General features: G+C 66.3%; 26 protein-coding genes. 11 read left to right on the top strand and 15 right to left on the bottom strand.

All coding sequences use genetic code 11. The annotated features are described in order from the left end of the window. From EU555_RS33235 to EU555_RS33220, 4 genes are all read right to left on the bottom strand, one after another. Positions 1–736, bottom strand: a 736-nt coding sequence (locus EU555_RS33235) for a hypothetical protein (RefSeq protein ID WP_135419604.1), incomplete at its 3' end; no start/stop codon positions are given. A gap of 63 nt (positions 737–799) precedes the next feature. Further along, on the bottom strand, positions 800–1,081 hold the full coding sequence (locus EU555_RS33230; protein WP_245524621.1) for a hypothetical protein: 282 nt from the start codon (positions 1,079–1,081) through the stop codon (positions 800–802). An 11-nt stretch (positions 1,082–1,092) separates the two neighbouring features. Beyond that, positions 1,093–1,887 (bottom strand): hypothetical protein, encoded by a 795-nt coding sequence (locus tag EU555_RS33225; RefSeq protein WP_135419603.1) that lies wholly within the window; start codon positions 1,885–1,887, stop codon positions 1,093–1,095. Positions 1,888–1,962: 75 nt separating this feature from the next. Then, positions 1,963–2,259 (bottom strand): hypothetical protein, encoded by a 297-nt coding sequence (locus EU555_RS33220; protein WP_135419602.1) that lies wholly within the window; start codon positions 2,257–2,259, stop codon positions 1,963–1,965. An 86-nt stretch (positions 2,260–2,345) separates the two neighbouring features. On the opposite strand from EU555_RS33220, the gene EU555_RS33215 reads away from it, so the two are divergent. Further along, positions 2,346–2,615, top strand: coding sequence for a helix-turn-helix domain-containing protein (locus EU555_RS33215; RefSeq protein ID WP_245524620.1), 270 nt, complete (start codon positions 2,346–2,348; stop codon positions 2,613–2,615). A 240-nt stretch (positions 2,616–2,855) separates the two neighbouring features. Further along, positions 2,856–2,999, top strand: a complete 144-nt coding sequence (locus EU555_RS36520) for a hypothetical protein (protein WP_167858746.1) — start codon at positions 2,856–2,858, stop codon at positions 2,997–2,999. A 76-nt stretch (positions 3,000–3,075) separates the two neighbouring features. Here EU555_RS36520 and EU555_RS33205 read toward each other — a convergent pair whose 3' ends face one another. Together EU555_RS33205 and EU555_RS33200 are read right to left on the bottom strand one after the other, a co-directional pair. Further along, positions 3,076–3,267, bottom strand: a complete 192-nt coding sequence (locus EU555_RS33205; protein ID WP_245524619.1) for a ribbon-helix-helix domain-containing protein — start codon at positions 3,265–3,267, stop codon at positions 3,076–3,078. A 197-nt stretch (positions 3,268–3,464) separates the two neighbouring features. After that, positions 3,465–4,121 (bottom strand): nucleotide-binding protein, encoded by a 657-nt coding sequence (locus EU555_RS33200; RefSeq protein WP_245524618.1) that lies wholly within the window; start codon positions 4,119–4,121, stop codon positions 3,465–3,467. 401 nt (positions 4,122–4,522) lie between these two features. On the opposite strand from EU555_RS33200, the gene EU555_RS33195 reads away from it, so the two are divergent. The 5 genes from EU555_RS33195 to EU555_RS37555 all read left to right on the top strand — a co-directional run bounded on the left by EU555_RS33195 (position 4,523) and on the right by EU555_RS37555 (position 7,839). After that, positions 4,523–4,840: a hypothetical protein gene (locus EU555_RS33195; protein WP_135419600.1), complete on the top strand. Its 318-nt coding sequence runs from the start codon at positions 4,523–4,525 to the stop codon at positions 4,838–4,840. Between the two features lie 28 nt (positions 4,841–4,868). Further along, the gene (locus EU555_RS33190) at positions 4,869–5,534 is read left to right on the top strand and encodes a DUF3102 domain-containing protein (protein WP_167858745.1); all 666 of its coding nucleotides are present in this window, start codon (positions 4,869–4,871) and stop codon (positions 5,532–5,534) included. Further along, positions 5,464–6,612: a site-specific integrase gene (locus EU555_RS33185; RefSeq protein ID WP_245524617.1), complete on the top strand. Its 1,149-nt coding sequence runs from the start codon at positions 5,464–5,466 to the stop codon at positions 6,610–6,612. The genes EU555_RS33190 and EU555_RS33185 overlap by 71 nt, the downstream gene beginning before the upstream one ends. 247 nt (positions 6,613–6,859) lie before the next feature. Further along, positions 6,860–7,510, top strand: a complete 651-nt coding sequence (locus EU555_RS33180) for a hypothetical protein (protein WP_167858744.1) — start codon at positions 6,860–6,862, stop codon at positions 7,508–7,510. Between the two features lie 2 nt (positions 7,511–7,512). Beyond that, positions 7,513–7,839, top strand: coding sequence for an HGGxSTG domain-containing protein (locus EU555_RS37555; RefSeq protein ID WP_281041329.1), 327 nt, complete (start codon positions 7,513–7,515; stop codon positions 7,837–7,839). Between the two features lie 147 nt (positions 7,840–7,986). Here EU555_RS37555 and EU555_RS37360 read toward each other — a convergent pair whose 3' ends face one another. Together EU555_RS37360 and EU555_RS37355 are read right to left on the bottom strand one after the other, a co-directional pair. Continuing rightward, on the bottom strand, positions 7,987–8,076 hold the full coding sequence (locus tag EU555_RS37360) for a BA14K family protein (protein ID WP_245524622.1): 90 nt from the start codon (positions 8,074–8,076) through the stop codon (positions 7,987–7,989). 161 nt (positions 8,077–8,237) lie between these two features. Continuing rightward, positions 8,238–8,567 (bottom strand): hypothetical protein, encoded by a 330-nt coding sequence (locus tag EU555_RS37355; RefSeq protein WP_245524616.1) that lies wholly within the window; start codon positions 8,565–8,567, stop codon positions 8,238–8,240. A 256-nt stretch (positions 8,568–8,823) separates the two neighbouring features. On the opposite strand from EU555_RS37355, the gene EU555_RS33170 reads away from it, so the two are divergent. Together EU555_RS33170 and EU555_RS33165 are read left to right on the top strand one after the other, a co-directional pair. Continuing rightward, positions 8,824–9,072 (top strand): hypothetical protein, encoded by a 249-nt coding sequence (locus tag EU555_RS33170; protein ID WP_135419597.1) that lies wholly within the window; start codon positions 8,824–8,826, stop codon positions 9,070–9,072. A gap of 186 nt (positions 9,073–9,258) precedes the next feature. After that, positions 9,259–9,459, top strand: a complete 201-nt coding sequence (locus tag EU555_RS33165; protein ID WP_135419596.1) for a hypothetical protein — start codon at positions 9,259–9,261, stop codon at positions 9,457–9,459. A 275-nt stretch (positions 9,460–9,734) separates the two neighbouring features. On the opposite strand, the gene EU555_RS33160 is transcribed toward EU555_RS33165, so the two are convergent. Beyond that, positions 9,735–10,109, bottom strand: a complete 375-nt coding sequence (locus tag EU555_RS33160; protein WP_135419595.1) for a VOC family protein — start codon at positions 10,107–10,109, stop codon at positions 9,735–9,737. Between the two features lie 311 nt (positions 10,110–10,420). Between EU555_RS33160 and EU555_RS33155 the strand changes: the two genes are divergently transcribed. Then, on the top strand, positions 10,421–10,966 hold the full coding sequence (locus EU555_RS33155; RefSeq protein ID WP_135419594.1) for a hypothetical protein: 546 nt from the start codon (positions 10,421–10,423) through the stop codon (positions 10,964–10,966). Between the two features lie 147 nt (positions 10,967–11,113). Here EU555_RS33155 and EU555_RS33150 read toward each other — a convergent pair whose 3' ends face one another. From EU555_RS33150 to EU555_RS33125, 6 genes are all read right to left on the bottom strand, one after another. Continuing rightward, positions 11,114–11,413 (bottom strand): hypothetical protein, encoded by a 300-nt coding sequence (locus EU555_RS33150; protein WP_135419593.1) that lies wholly within the window; start codon positions 11,411–11,413, stop codon positions 11,114–11,116. An 11-nt stretch (positions 11,414–11,424) separates the two neighbouring features. Beyond that, entirely contained in the window at positions 11,425–11,685 is a 261-nt protein-coding gene (locus EU555_RS33145; protein ID WP_135419592.1) for a hypothetical protein, read from the bottom strand. Between the two features lie 136 nt (positions 11,686–11,821). Next, entirely contained in the window at positions 11,822–13,144 is a 1,323-nt protein-coding gene (locus EU555_RS33140; RefSeq protein ID WP_135419591.1) for a virulence-associated E family protein, read from the bottom strand. Then, positions 13,141–14,082, bottom strand: a complete 942-nt coding sequence (locus EU555_RS33135; RefSeq protein ID WP_135419590.1) for a DUF7146 domain-containing protein — start codon at positions 14,080–14,082, stop codon at positions 13,141–13,143. Before EU555_RS33135 ends, EU555_RS33140 begins: the two co-directional genes overlap by 4 nt. After that, positions 14,079–14,327 (bottom strand): hypothetical protein, encoded by a 249-nt coding sequence (locus EU555_RS33130; protein ID WP_135419589.1) that lies wholly within the window; start codon positions 14,325–14,327, stop codon positions 14,079–14,081. Before EU555_RS33130 ends, EU555_RS33135 begins: the two co-directional genes overlap by 4 nt. A 208-nt stretch (positions 14,328–14,535) precedes the next feature. Then, positions 14,536–14,751, bottom strand: a complete 216-nt coding sequence (locus EU555_RS33125) for a hypothetical protein (protein ID WP_135419588.1) — start codon at positions 14,749–14,751, stop codon at positions 14,536–14,538. 141 nt (positions 14,752–14,892) lie between these two features. On the opposite strand from EU555_RS33125, the gene EU555_RS33120 reads away from it, so the two are divergent. Beyond that, entirely contained in the window at positions 14,893–15,453 is a 561-nt protein-coding gene (locus EU555_RS33120) for a TraY domain-containing protein (protein WP_205821046.1), read from the top strand. Positions 15,454–15,538: the final 85 nt, after the last annotated feature.

Here is a 15,538-nt window from a genome sequence, read left to right as displayed (position 1 = left end):
TCTCCAGTCTCACCGATCGTGCGCCGGAAAACGCCCTCGATTGCGCCTCCGCCACAGTTCGATTGCGCGCCGCTACAGTTAGCAGAGCGCGGAACGCCTCTCGCTCAACCCGACGTGCAGCCGCGTCGGCTGCCTCGGCTGCAGCGTATTCGGGCGTGCCGCCATGCGTATTGCTCCAGGCGCACATGAGCGGGTGCCAAGCGGCGTGGGCGGCCCGGTGCGCCTCAATCGCTGCAAGGATCGGGTCTGCGCCGGCCTCGGGCTTGCGACCGATGTGGCGCGTCTCCTCCGGCTCCCGGGCGTGCTCGCCGAACCGGAGATTGCGGTAGGCGACGGACAGCGGGTCGTTGCGGGTGCCGGCATGGCACCGGACGAGGAGGCCGTTCTCGCGCTCGATGACGGCGGCAGCGTAGCAGCCCCGATCGGTATCGGAGGTCAGCGGGGCGTGCAGCAGGGCGCGGAATGCCTCCTCCTCCGCCTGCCGCAGGGCGGCCATGTCGGCGCCGTCCTCGCCCATGCCGTGCAGGCACCGGGCGTAGGCGAGTTGATGCGCCTCGATGAGGGTGGACATGGCCTTGGACGGCTCACCGCCCCCGGCGAGGCGGGGCCAGCGATGGCGGGACTGCTCCTTGCCCATCACCTTCGCGGCCGAGCCCTTGAGGGCGGCATAGCGCTCGCGCAAGGACGGGCGGGGAGCTTCTGGGTTGCGGCGGGGGAGCTTCAGGGACAGCGGCATTGCGGCAAGCCTTCTTGACGTGATGCAGGTTTGCAGGGATCGCGGCTTAAAGAGGCAGCGGCGTCAGAGGTGCGTGGCGAGACCGATCAGCCCCATGCCGCCGCCGATCAGGACGAAGGCGGCCAGGAGGTCGCCGGCCGTACTCAGGAAGCGCAGGGCGCGGACGTGAGGCGTGTCCGGCCGGACGGCGGTGACGGCCTCCCACGGGTCGATTTCGCCCGGCACGGGCTCGTCGGGCGGCAGCGTGGGGGCGTGGCGCCCGTAGATGGGCGCGGGGAAGTAGGCGCGGGCCCTGGGCGCTCGCGGGGTCACGGGCGTGGCGGCGCGGCGGTGAGCGAATGTCATCGGTCCGCCCCTCACGCCTGCGCCCGAGCGGCGGCGATCATCACGGCGAAGCGCTGGAACAGCCACGCCCCGAACGCGCCCTTGTCGAAGTCGGTCGACACCTCGGCGAGGTAGGCCGCGAGGGTGCTCACCTCCTCGGAGTTGGCCGGGGTGAGGGCGAGGAGCGCGTTCAAGGCTGCCACCTCGACGTCGCTCGCCCGATCGGCGATGGCGAGAAGGTGCGGCTCGTCGGGGGCGCTGTTGTCCTGCGCCTCGACGTAATCGCGCACGGCTTGGCTGACGGCGAGGTTGGCGGAGCGGTGGTCTTCGATCGCTGCGAGCAACGGGCTCGGGCGACACGCCGGGAGGGCGATCACGGCCGGGGGCGAAGCCTCCGGGACGAGTAGGACGAGTTCGGCGAGGCGGGCGCGCACGAGGTCACCCAGGTCGCAGCCGCCGAGCCCGCACGTCAGCAGGTTGTCGCGCTCCTCGGCCATGTACCAGCGAAGGTGAGCGATCAGGGCGTGCGCACCGGGACGAGTGCTGCACGCGGTGCCGAGGAGGCGCATGGCGGCCTCGTATTCGGCGTGCTCGGCGCCCTCGGCTTCCTCGTCGGGCGCAACCTGGAAGACGGCCCAAGCGCGGCGGTGCGCACGGATAGCTGACAGGATCGGGTCGGCGACGGCAACGGGCGCCGGTAGGGCGAGGACAGGCGCAGCCGCGGCGGCCGGGGCCTTCGCGACCGGAGCGGCGAGGAGGGCCGCGGCGCTAGTCACGATGGCGCGGCGGGACGGCAGGACGGTGAGAAGGGCAAGGGCAAGCGACATCGTTTCCGGTCCTACGGATTTGCTGGTTTCAGGGATTGAGGGTCTAGGTGTTTCCGGGGTGCCGCCCCGGGCGGATCAGTGCGCCTTTGCGGCTCGGGCGGCCTTGGCGAGGCTCCAGGTGGCCTTGAGGGTGACGGACAGGGCCTCGCCCCAGGTGCCGCCGTAGCGGGCCTGATGGTTGCGGGCGGCGGCGCAGGCGGCGGCCATGATGGCAGCGCGGTCGTATGTGTCGCCGACGACGAGGGGGCGGCGCTTGGCAGAGGTGGCAGCGATCAGGCCGCGGGCGGCGAGGAGACCCGCCGGGCGGTGGGTACGGGTCGCAGCGATCTCCTTCATCGCGAGCGACCAGTGGAGGGAGCGGGTGGAAGCCATTGCTGTATCCCGTTTGCAGGGCTACAATACGCCTTGCCTGGGTCCTGTCAACAGCCCTGCAAATAAAATACAGCTTCGGAGCGACGATGGCGGTTCGGATCACCCCGCGAATGTGCAAGGCGGCGAGGGCCTTCCTCGGCTGGCAGCAAGCAGACCTAGGCACAGCCTCCGGTGTCTCTAAGTCAACGATTGGAGCCTTCGAGGCCAAGGAGGAGACAGCTTACCTCACGTCCATGAACAACAAGGCCTTGGTGGAGGCATTCGAGCATGCTGGGCTTGAGTTCATCCCCGAGAACGGCGGCGGTGCCGGGATCCGCTTCCGCAACCGAGCGGATGGGACGCGGGATGAGCACTGACGCTGCGGCGGCTAAGCTCATTGCAAACGAACGAGTGAAGCTCCTGGCGAACAACCTCGACCGGGCCTCCACGGCGTGCTTCACCGTGGGGGTTGCCACGCCCCTCGCCGGGGCACTCTATCGGGTGAGCGGGATCAACTCGCTACCTTGGTGGTGGCTGGCTGCCGGCTTCGCGGGTTGGCTCTCGGCCGCGACGATCCTACATTTCCTAGCGAGACGCACCCTGACGGGGCTCCTGCCATGAACGAGACCGCATTCCTTGCCTTCGTCGCCACGCCGGCTCTCGTGGTTGTGCTCGGCTACGTCGCCGTTCGCTTGCAGGAGCGGGAAACGGCTCGCGTGCGTCGGCTGATCGCCGGGCAGTTGGGCCAGCCGGCCGAGTAGCCGGCACCGGGCACCACTGGAAGCCGTTTCCGGTGGCCTATCCTCCTCGACGACAGGTCGCGGTGGCGCGCCGCGCCTATTCCTCGTCGCGCCCTTCGGTGCCGCGCTCGCCGGTGCGGCGCTCCACGATCGGCGGCTGTCCGTGCTTCAAGAGCACGTCGTTCAGCGCCTCGACCATCAGAGCCTCAAGGGGCATGTCCCGGTCGGACGCGAGATTGCGAAGCGTAGACCACCCACGCTTGTTGATCCGCACCTGCACCGTCTTCATGTCGGGCGGGGATCGGCGAGGCACGGGCGCGCGAACCGCGGCCGGAGCCGCGGGAGAGGCGACGGGCTCGGCCGGCGCGGCAGCCGCAGCCGCGGCAGGCGCGAGCTTCTGCACGGCGAGGTTCGTAAGGGAGGGCCGCTTCGGTGCCGCCATCGGTTCAGACTTTCAGGGTTTGCGGGGATCAGTGATTAAGCGTCTCAGGGCTTCCGGGGGAAGCTCTCGGCTAGCTTCGTGACAGCGGACCACATCGCCAGGATCTCGCCGGCAGCTCGCCCGTCCGGATCGTACTCCGTGACGGACTGGCCGGTGATGAGGGCGTGCGAGAAGCTGGCACGCTGGGACACCTGACCGGGCAGCACCGGGGCGCCCATGCTCGTGAGAACCATTCGGGCTTCCGCCACAACGGTCGGCTCGCTCTCCCGGGTCGGCGGTGGCGCGGCGTTGATGACGCAGACGATAGGCGCCTTGAGTGCGCGGGCCATGTCGAGGGTCTTGCCGGCGGCCTTGAGGTCGAATGGCCCCGGCCGGACCGGAATGACGGTGACGTTCGCCCGAGACATGAGGGAGGCCATCAGTGGCGCGTTGTGCGGGGCGCTGTCGATGATGACCCACTTCACGCCCTCGTCGGCCGCGGCGTCGAGCACCTGGGCGATGCTGTTCGCGTCAGCCTGGGCGAGCAGCGGCGTCTCGGCCTCGCGGCTCGTGTACCAGTCCGTGAGCGAGCCCTGCGGATCGGCGTCAACCAGAAGCGTCTTCCCATCGGCCTCGGCGAGGGCGCCGAAGTGCGCGCAGATGGTTGACTTGCCGGCGCCGCCCTTCTGGTTCGCGACGAGGATGACGTACATCACGGCCATCGGGCGGGATCCTGCGACGCTTCGGGGCTTCGTGCATTCAGGGGCTTCGGGCTTAACGAAAGCCTGACAGTCGGAAAGCACGAACCGCGGGGATCGGGCAAGCCGGATCTCACGGGGGCGTGAAGCGCCGTTTTCGGTGTATCAGGGTTTCAGGGATTGAGGGTTTCGGTTGCTCAGGCGTGTGAATTAGTGTAACTTTCGATAAACGTCATTCTCGAAAGTTTCAGACAGGGGCGGTTGCAAGACTGGTGATGAAACAAAGCCCAGGCTATCATTCATCGGCGGGCGCCCCCGTGATAGGATCCGCTTCACTTGGCGGGCCGGTCCCGGCGCGGCCCCTCGACCTTGAGGCTAGCCGCGCCGGAGCTGCGCCGCCGAGCCCCGCCAGCCTGTTCCGCGAGATGCCGGACGACGCTTGGCACCGCGTCGAGGCGATCACCGCCAAGGCACCTCCCAAGCCCGAGTTCGGCTCCTCCTGCAATGGATGCGGCTTCTGCTGCGCGGCCGAGCCCTGTGGCGTCGCTCGCCAGTTCGTCCCGGGTGCCATCGACGGCGCCCCGTGCCCCGCGATGGAGTTCGAGCACGGCCGGTTCTGGTGCGGCATGGTGCGCCGGCCGGGGCACTATCTCGGCCTTCCCGCCTGGGGTGACGAGGAGATGGGCGCCATGATCGGGGAAGCGCTCGGGACCGGGAAGGGGTGCTGCGCCGATGTCGGGTAGGTTCAATCAGGCAGGAAAGGGACAGATCATGCGCTCGAACATCGCCGCGGCAATCAACGCCGCTCACGCCGGGGTCGAGGCGGCAAAGCGCGAGGGCGCGCGGTACGCCGTCGAGTGCGGCCGGCTGCTGGTCGAGGCGAAGGACACCGTTCCACACGGCGGCTGGGATGCTTGGCTGCGCCTCAACACGACCGTCTCGCCGCGCACCGCGCAGCTCTACATGCGGATCGCCCGGCACGTCGAAGGCGACCCGGCAAAAGCGCAACGCGTTGCGGGTTTGACCGTCCGAGAGGCGGCGACGGAGGCGGCGGGCGCCCCTCGATCGAAGGCGGCTCGAAAGCCCCTGTCGCCGGACGACGAAGCCTCGCTGGCCGAACTCAATCAGATCTGGGCGAGGATCGGGTCACACCCGGAGGTGAAAGAGATGTTCGCCCGCGAAATCTACCGGCGGGGCGACATCACCCGTGAGCAGCGGGACAACATCATCAAAGCGGCATACCGCGATCCGACCATTGATGCGGCAGGGCGCCGGGCTGCTGGTCAACGGCTCTTGGAGATGATGAAGCGTGAACTGCCGCCTGGGGCGATGGCGGATCTCAAGTCGGTAGGCCCGGCGCTCGCCCATGTCACAGGCGAAGATCTGGGTATCGCGATCGGTGACGCTCTTGAGAAACGGCGCGCGGCCGGTGCCTGACGATCTCGCCTTGCCGGCGCTGAAATCGGTCACGATGGCCGATATGCCGGACGCAGGCGCAGATTTTGCGCTTGCGTTGCCGGGTGAGTCCCCCGGCCTGCCCGCCGAGGCCGCCTCCCTCGTCGAGGCGTACCAGCGCGCATCAAAGGCCGATGCGACCGTGCGAGCTTATCGGGGCGACGCCGCGGCGTTCGAGGCTTGGTGCAGCCGCTACGGCTTCCGGTCGCTCCCGGCGACCCCTGAGGCCGTGGCCGCGTTCCTGGTAGCCGAGGCAGAGGTCGGCCGAGCGGCCTCGACCATCGGCAGGCGCCTTGCGGCGATCCGGTACGCGCACAAGCTCGCCCGGCTGCCTGACCCGACAGAGGACGAGGCGGTGCGCGCCACACTGAAGGGCATCCGGCGGAAGGTCGGCACTGCTCCCGAGCAGAAGGCTGCGGCAACGGCTGACATCGTGATGGCGATGCTGATGCGCACGCCTGACACGCTCACCGGCAAGAGGGATCGGGCGCTGCTCGCCCTCGGGTTCGCTGGTGCCTTCCGCCGCTCCGAGCTGGTTGCTCTCGACGTCGCGGACCTGCGCGAGGATCCCGAGGGCCTGCGGGTGCTAGTGCGCCGATCGAAGGTCGACCAAGAGGGCGCCGGGTTCGAGAAGGCGATCCCGCACGGGCGCTTCATCCGGCCGGTTGCACTGGTGCGCGACTGGCTCGATGCGGCGGGGATCACCGAAGGGCCGGTGTTCCGGCCGGTGTCGCGGTCTGGGCGGGTGCGCAAGGGTGGGGAATTTCCCCACCTCTCGGGCGAGGAGGTTTCGTCGCAAGTTGCGACAAAACCCGCACCCCGCCTTACCACTCAGGCCGTCGTCGACATCGTGAAGAAGTACGCCACCGCAGCCGGGCTCGATGCCTCGACGTTCGGGGCTCACTCGCTGCGGGCCGGCTACATCACGACAGCGGCCGAGCGTGGGGCAGACTTGGCCCGGATCATGGATCAGAGCGGGCATCGGGATACTAGAACAGTCGTTGGTTATATTAGACGAGCAAATGCTTTCAAGGGGCATTCGGGGAGTGTATTTCTATGAAGAGCGCGGGCCGTTTCTTCGCAACAAGCAAAAAAGGCATCTGTAGCGTCCATAAATTTGCATACCGGGCTGGTGGCTTTGTCACCGTTGTTCGCGCAAATACCCCTCCTTCTGATACATACTTTGTAACAGTTTGGTCGCCGGGGCCGTGGGATGAAAACCGCGGGGATGCGACCTCTCTAAAACAGCTTGGTCTTTTGCCGCCTACGCCAGGGGCAAGGTATTGGGATGCCGGAGAGGACTGACGATGAACCGCAGGAAATCAGGGGACGATCTTCTCGGCGTGGCCCGCATCAGGGCCGAGGAGAGAGGCGGTCCGTCCGGGATCGCGGATCGGTACGAGGAAGCCGCCCGTGCGCCCCTGCCGGTCGACACGCGCCGCACTGCCGGTGGCGAGCTGATGCCGACCGAGGACTTCGCAGAGAACACCCTGCCGGCGATCCTCGACACCCTGGCGAACCCCAATGCCGTGGCGGCCGATGCCAGCCGAGACAGGCTCGACCTCGCCAAGAATGCCGGCTCCCTGGAGATGGCCCTCGACACGGCCGACAGTATCAAGGCTGCCGACGGGCTCGAGCGGATGCTCGCCCACCAACTCGCGACCGCCCACGTCGCGGCGATGACGGCGGCGGCGCTGATGCAGCAGCAGATGACCGAGGCCAGCCGCTCCCTCGGGGCTGCCAGGCAGGCGGCCTGCGTCGAGGCCGAGCGCATGTCCCGGGCCTTCGTGCGCCTGACAGGCTCGTACCAGGCCGGGATGCAGACCTTGCAGCGAATGCGGTCTGGCGGGCGGCAGGTTGTCGTGGTCCAGCACAACCACATCGGCGAGGGCGCTCAGGCCGTGGTGGCAGGTAGCTTGGCCGGGGGGTCTCGGTCCCGCAAGCGGGTCGGGGGGTAGGCGTGAAATCAGCCGATGCACCCCAAGAGGCGTGTTCCTGCGATCGGCTGCGGGGAGCGTTCGCGGCTCCTCGCTGTGGGGCTCGGCGTCGGGATGGTGGGTCCTGTCTCGGTCCAGCGATGCCGAACGGCCGGTGCAGGATACACGGCGGCACCAGCACGGGCGCCAGGACGCCTGAGGGCCGGGAGCGGGCTGCTCGGGCGAACTGGAAGCACGGGCGGTACACGGCCCGGGCGATCGCGCTCCGGCGGATGATCGCAAAGGCGGGGCGCGACCTGGAGGAGATGATCCGGGCTGCCGAGGCGTCGATGGATAATCGGCAGAATTAGACGCAGGCGGACTCCTGCCGACGGCAGTAGGATGCCGCACGGTAACTGGGCTGAACGCGGCTAATCCTTTGTGTCTGCAGACCTTATGAGAAAGCCCAGCAAGCCGTTCTCGGCCGCTGGGCTTCGGGCATTTCTCAATCAGTGCGACTACGGGCAGGGATGCCTCTGCCCATCGTTGCCGAGATAGGTGCCGCTGGCCCTGTCATAGGACCGGAAGCGTTGAATGCAGTAGTTCACCTGATCGGGATCGGATGCGACCTCGGCCGCAGCAGGTGCGTAACCTTCGTCAAACCCGCCGTATCCGGCCGGAGCATAGCCGCCACCATAGTACCCATCATCGTAGCCCCCGTACCCGTAGCCAAGCCCCCCAGCGGCCAAGCCAAGCCCGAGACCCACACCTAGCCCGGCAGCTCCGTACCCATAGCCCCGTCCGCGGTAGTAGCCGCCTCGATTGCCGGCGTACCCGCGCCCGCTAAAGCCGCCAACGGCAGGACGGAGGCCACCAACTGCAATGGCACCGCCACCACGTTGACCACCCACAGCGAGCCCAGGACCGCCCGCAGCGCCGCGGAAGCCGCCCAGCCCTCCGCCACTGCGGTATCCCCCCGCCGCGAGCCCTGAACCACCGCGGAAGCCACCACCCACACCTCCGATGCGTGCGCCGCCAAATCCTCCGCCTCCGCCGCCGAAGCCGCCACCCCGGAACCCGCCTCCACCGGGACGCGCATCGGCTGTCGCCGGGAGGAGAGCAAATGCAGCAGCCACGGTCGCTGCAGTGAGGAGAGCGTGTTTCATGGGATTTGTCCGTGGTGAGAGAAGCCTCTCATACTCAGTGAACTTCCCCCGAGTGTTTTCGGTCCATGCTCGCGACAATTCTGCCTATCAGGACAGGCGGCGCCGAGCGTCGTAGCCGAGGAGCATATGCCGGCGCTTGCCGGCTCTGGACCCATTCTCATGCGTTGTCCCGTAACAGAGGACCGCCGCATGACCAATTTCCAGAGCGAAAGAGCCGAACTCGCACACGCTGATCGGCACATCGCGGATGCAAACCGGCGTGTCGGTCGGCTGATTGAACGCATCACGGAGAACAAAAATAAAGGGTGGGACACCACGGAAGCCGAGAGATTGCTCTCTCTGATGCATGAGGTCTTGGACCAGTGGCACGCGCACCGGCGAGTCGTCCTAGTTGCGATCGCACGGGGTGGCCGCCTGGGTTGGAACTCAACCGGCTGAGCATGCGAGAGTCCGTTCGCCACCCACATCAGACGTGTCCGTTCTCGGCCCGGGAACCTAAGTCGAAGGTGTCGCGCCTGCGTGCCATTCGGCACCGCAGCCCGAACCGAAGTCGATCTATCCAAGACCCAGCACAGGTGCCGATCTGAAGCCTGTCGTTGCTCTGACCGTCTTTGGAGAAGATCAATGTCGGACGTCGTTTTCGAAGCTGATCGCAGCAACACGACTGAGTTCGGGATCATGCCGCAGACTGAAGAGCAGCGCGCGGACACCGGCGAGCTGAGCCTGGAAGAACTCGACGAGGCTAATGGCGGCCTGATGATCCCGATCCTTTTCTTCGCAGGTGTCGGGATGGCTGCTACCTACTTCGCTTTGCGCGGACGATAAGGGACGCGGCCTGACTCCGAGATCCTGGCGATCCTTCAGAGGCGGGTAGCGGGACCGGCCGGCGCAGGCGGGCCACCGGATCTCGCCTCGTCGCCCGGTTCGACGGAAATTGCCCTCAGAGCGTCCCTGACGGCGTTTCGGGCTTCGGGCAGTCTAGGACCGGAAAGCCTCAGAAAACGCCTCCAGGGACTCCACTGCGGATTTCTGGCGTATGCCGCCTGCGTCGGGTGGGCGGTGATGGTGGTGAGGACGCGCGATAGGACCGGCAGCTCACGTCACCTCACTGGCGGAGTCCGTGCGGTGAGCTTGTTTCCATCCGGGTCGCGAAGATAGGCCACGAAGGCACCGTTCGGGCGCTCTGTGGGTGGGCTCTCGATGGCGGTACCCCCATGCGCGGTGCCGGCCTCGTGCCACGCGAGGACATGATCGCGGCTTGCAGCGACGATGCCGATGGTCCCGCCGTTGGCCGCGGTCGCTGGATTGCCGTCGATCGGCTTCGTGATCATCAGCCGGCTGCCCTCGTGGGCATAGATCAGCCTGCCTCGCTCATCCATCTTGCCGGGTTTGCCGCCCAACGCGGCAAACGTCGCATCGTAGAAGGCCCTGGCCCGCTCCAGGTCGTTGCTGCCGATCATGACGTGCGTGAACATGCGGTCGCTCCAGAAACGGGCGTCATGGGATAGCCGCAGTCGGACCTGAGGACGAGTAGGCGGCTGCCCGCCGCGGTAGCTCGCATCACCCATCCTTCGGGCCTCCCCGCGATGCCGGCTCCTGCCCGAAGCCTCACGGCAGCGCCCGCTGGATATTGCCCACGGTCTCCGCTGAGACACTGGCCCGCCGACGTGTTGCCGCCTGTGAAATATTAGCTTGCCGCTGGCCGATACCTCCAAAGCAAAGCTTAAAAATATCCACGATATTTGTTCGAGCGTGCTAATATGTTATTTCTGCGTCGGAGGTTGCCATGGCCAGTCGCGAACAGTTCAATACGTCCATCTCTCAAAAGAGAACTGGAATAATATTCGCTGCTGCGGCGATAGCTTTGATATTTTGCGGTTTCCTTCTCTATATCAGACCGGGAGCCACAGGGCCAAACAGCATGGTAGAGGGAGGGGTCGGAGAATTTTCCATATATTTTGCGTTGTTTGTTTTTGCTATTTACATAGCTTTTCTCTCTAAGGACTTAATGAATGCAAGTTACGTTGTTTCGGTTGGCGACCAAGGCATTTTCGATCGCCGCATATCGACAGACTGGATACCCTGGAGCGCTATACATACGGTAAGTATTGTAAATCACTCGTCACAAAAAAGCCTGTTGTTCGAAATATCTGAGTCTGAGGATATTGCCAAAAATACTATGCGCCTGATTATCAATCATAATACTATTAGTAAGAATGGAACACCACACGAATTCTTGGTTGAAGCTGGTACCCTGAAGGGTGGATTTACCGCTCTGCACAACGCGGTGACCAGTTTTCACCAAATTCCGCAGGATGGTCGCGCTCACTGACGCAGGCGCTGGAAGGCCCGCGAAGCTGTCGATCACGAGCGCCGGCCAAGGAGTCGGCGGGGAGGCCGTCCAGGGCCTTGAGGAGGGACAAGAGCCCAACTGTGATGACGGCGGGGTCTTACGGCTTGCGGCCGGCAGGGGCGCGGCTCACGCGGCGTCCCCGTCAGAGACCGCGGCATCCATCCCGGCGAGGTTAATCGCACGCAGGGCGGCAGGCGCCACGAAGTCGAGGATGGCGACGCCTTCCGGGGTGTCCGGGACCTCTGCCAGCACGTCGGTGTCCGAGGCCGCCGAGCACATGCCGAGGAGGTAGAGCCAGCCGGGGCGGCCCTCCTTGGTGCAGCGGGCAACCTCGACCCCGCCCATCAGGCCGTAGACGTGGAGCACGGTCCATCGGTCCTTTGGGGTGTCGCGCTTGGTGGTCCAAAGCTCGATGATGTCGGCCATGATGGGGCTCCTCAGGCTGCGGGGCGGTGAACGGCGCCGTAGGTCCCAACGATCTGCCGGCGATCGACGCTCGGCAGGCGGTCTAGGGCGGCAAGGGCGAGGGGCAGGGCGGAGGCGTCATACTCGGCCGCGGCGAGGTGGCGGCAGAACTCGGCGGCGCGCGGGCCGGAGAGGACACGGGCAAGACCACGAAGGCAACGGAGCCGCGCCCGGCGCTCAGCATCGTCCAGATCCGGAGCGAACGGCCCCCAGGAATTGGCGGCGGCGGTCATCGCATCATCCCCTGACGGATGACGGACAACACGGATGACACGGACGACTTTTCTACGTGATCCCTATACGCGCGTGCGCGCGCAGGGAGAGCAATATATAAGGAAAGTCGTCCGGGTCGTCCGGTCATCCGTCGCCTCATTCCCGGCCCGGTCCCGGTATCCAGGGGATGTTTCCGCGACGATCTTTCCGCCCACGGGTCCATCCAACCCTCTCAAAAATCGCGGTAATTCGGTTTTGATCGGCCCGCCCGATGCGTGCCGTCTCGATGTGCAGCGCCTCGCGCGCAGCCTCCTGGACGAGGACGGATGACCGGCCCTCCAGGTACTCGCGGATGCTGGCTTCCCAGGCGTCGCCCTCAAATCGGGCTTCCTGCTCCGGCCTGATGTGCTGGCGCTCGAATTCCACCGAGGGCCACCACCGGAACCCGCTGCGGTACTGCTCGACAGCTTCCGCAAAGAGTTGGTCGCGATCGTCGGCCAGGGCAGCAAGGTCGATCCTCCCAACCTTCACCGGCCAGAAGCGGCGCCCGCCGGTCTCATCCCGGAGGTACGCGCTCTTGTTCGTGGTGCCGATGAAGATGCACTGGCGCGGCTGGATGACCTCCTTGCGCCCGTAGGTCGGGCGGTAGCGTTCAACCGGGCGGGTGATGAACGCCTTGAGCGCAGCGTTCTCGGCTCGGCTCATAGCCGCCATCTCGCCGATCTCAATCAGCCACTTGCCCGGCAAATGCTGGCTGACATCCTTGCCGACCGTCACATCAGGAAGGCTATCAGAGAACCATTGCCCTCCGAGGATCGCGCAGGCTGAGGACTTCCTGGCGCCCTGCTCGCCTTCCAGCACCACCATGTAATCCGCCTTGCAGCCCGGTTCGAAGATGCGGGCCACCATGGCGACGAGGAACATGGTCCCGACCTCGGCCGTGTAGGCGTTGGCCTCTGCGCCGAGGTAGCGCGAGAGCAGCGTCTTGAGCCGGGGGCGCCCATCCCAACGCAGGCTGTTCAGGTAGTCGCGAACGGGATGCACCGACCGTTCATGCCCGCGCAGGTCGGCCGCTTGGTGGGTGGTATCCTTGCCCAGCCGCCGGAGGCCGGCACCCTGCAGGAATTCCTGCACGCGGCCGACATCAGCGTCTGTCGCTGGTCGCGGCTTGCACTCAACACCGGGTCGACCGTCACGGCTCGGCGGCTCCCGCGTGATGATAGTCGCGCTCTGCATGAGGTCATGCCCGAACACGTCACTCAGCTCCGGAGCCGCACGGAACGCGAGCATCGCGTTGGCGAGGTTGGGGATCAGCTCCCCACGGTGATCGCGCATCGCCTCGGCGAGCCAAGACGCGACGGGCGGCGGAGGAGGCTTCGGCTTCTTGGGTCGGCTCTTGGAGCCCTGTGCGGGGTCAGAGGCTGGCGTGAATGGCCGCCGGGTGAACGGCTCGACGTTGCCCTCAGACCGTAAACTCATCGGCCGGGCTCCTCTGTGAGAACATCGTTCATGTCGCCCGCCCCGCGGGGTTGCACGACATCGACAGCCCGGCCGGCCTCGACCCACCGGGTTCCGCACTCTTGGATGGCGGCGGCGTTGGCGCCGCTGCGGTCGGTCTCAGCGCAGATCGTCAAGACATCGAGACCGCCGAGCACCGGAAAGCTTGCGATGCCTCCCGCGCTGCCGGTCGCCCACATCGGCCGGAGGTCCAGCATCATGCCGGCCAAGGCGCTCTCCACGCCCTCGGCAATGTGGAGCCCCATCGTAACATCGGCGGGCGGGGTCAGCATGATCGCGGCGCCGGTCACGCGGCCGAGCATCCTGCGCCCGATCTTCGCGCCGGTCTCGGGATCCAGGCGGGTGCGGTGCAGCCCGACCACCTCGTTGGTGTGGAGGTCCCGGAAGGCGCACACCATCGCTGGCACCCGATCGCCCTCCCAGGGGCAAGCGCGGTGGAAGCGGACGGTGTAGCCGCAGGCTTCATCGGGAAGCTCTACGCGGCGGATCTCGCGCAGGTATCGCAGGCGCACGAGGCCGCCCGGGTCCTCGTCGGCCGCGTGCCAGATCCGTAGCAGGCGCTCAGCCCTGATCTTGTCCTCGGCCGCGCGAACCAGGCGCAGGCGCTCGCGCTCCTCTTCCCGGCGGGCCTGTTCTGCGGGGCTAGGCTCGGGTGCGCGGTAGTCCGCCCGGTGCTCGAACCGAGGAAGGCCGCACATCTGATCGATGTAATCGCGCAGTCGAAGCGGATCGTCGGCCGGCGAGAACGTCTTGGCGCGGTAGCCATTGCGGAACGTGGGATCGGGGATGAGGCGTCCCGACAGATCTCGGGGGTCGGAGTGCCACGATGGCGCGAAGCTGACGCCACCGGAGACGATCTTTCCTCCGAGCGCCTGGGCAAAGGCGGGCAAGCTCATCATCGGCGGCGCTCCCCGGATCGGGGGCGCTCGACAGGGCGCAGCTCCTGCAACAGGTCAGCGGCTGCCAGGACGCAGTTCGCTGCCTGCCGGACGGCATGCGCCAGCCCGGCCACGTCGTTGGCCGCCGCGAGGCTGGCGGCGGCATTCGCATAGTTCTGGGCCGTGGCCATCGTCGCGGCCACGTCCTCCAGCACGGCCAGGTCCGTGCCGTGGAACTGGGGCTGTGTGAGAGCGGGCCGGCTCATGATCGCCCGCTCCAGGTCTCGGGCACGGCGTAGACCAGCCCAGCCACCTCGGCGGCCAGCGCCGGCGAGAAAGCAAAGCGCTGACTGATGCGCGACGCTTGAAGGAAGGCGGTCGGTGCTGTATTTCCCGGGGTGTCAGCTGCCGAGCAGACATTTCCCGAGAGCCGAGAGCGCCCGCCAGCGCCTCGGCTTTCGACGTTCTTGACCATTACGCTGCAAGATCCTCCTGCTTGATACCCAGGAGGCGGCAGCTTTCATGAGCCGGGATCAGGCGCGTCCGGCCGATCTTCACGGCTTCGATCTCGCCGCGCTCAATGGCCTTGTAGAAAGCCGCTGGGCTCAGATCGACCCATCGGGCGAGCGTCGCAGCCTTCACGCTCCGCTTCGCCGCGATCCGCTTCAGCACCTCTTCGTAGCTCGGCACCGCCGCCTCCTTATGCGCTCCCGAGCGTGTGCAGCAGGGGATACAGGGGAACTCTAGCGCGATGCGGGCTAGTGCGCAACCGGAGTGCGTGATATGTCCACGCGACGAGACGCAGCACAGCTTACAAGGGAACAAGCTCCGATGGCGCTAGATCCGTCCGAACGCGAGAAGAAGCGCGCGCCGCTGAGCTTGCGCACCACGACGATGCTCCGCTCGAAGCTTGAGGCTGCCGCGGAGATGAATGGCAGGTCGCTGACGCAAGAAGTGGAGTTCAGGCTTGAGAGGAGCCTGGAGCAAGACGAGCTGCTGGTCGCCCTGGTTGGTCAAGCATCGCACGCCCAGAACCTCGTGCGGGCCGTATCCACTGTCATCCGGCGAGTAGAGGGGGTGACCGGCCGCAGGTTCACGGACCATTGGGAGACCCTTTTCTACTGCCGGCGTGCCGTCTCCAAGGTCTGCAACTTCGTGTTCGGGTCTGACTACAACGACCAGGAGTTCTTCGCGATGTCGGCGGCGGATGAGGATGAGCGGCGCCGGTATGCGGAGGAGGCGGACCGATACGCCTACGATGCCCTCAGGGATCTGGGCCTCGGCCTCCCGCCGGCGCCGGGCGGTCGGGAGGCCGACATGTCGAGGCGGCTGCCGTTGGACCCATTCGGTGAGGAGATATCCGCCACCCTCGACAACTTGCCGCAGTCATGAAGTAGACGGCAACCGCTGAATATATCCCTACAAGAGACGCCGCCATAATTTAACGTCTTACATTCTCTCGACGCTCCTTTATCTT

Origin of the sequence: Methylobacterium nonmethylotrophicum, assembly GCF_004745635.1 — a bacterium.
Classification (GTDB): Bacteria; Pseudomonadota; Alphaproteobacteria; order Rhizobiales; family Beijerinckiaceae; genus Methylobacterium; species Methylobacterium nonmethylotrophicum.
Note: the sequence above shows the minus strand (reverse complement) of the source record. Positions and strands in the feature narration are given on the sequence as shown.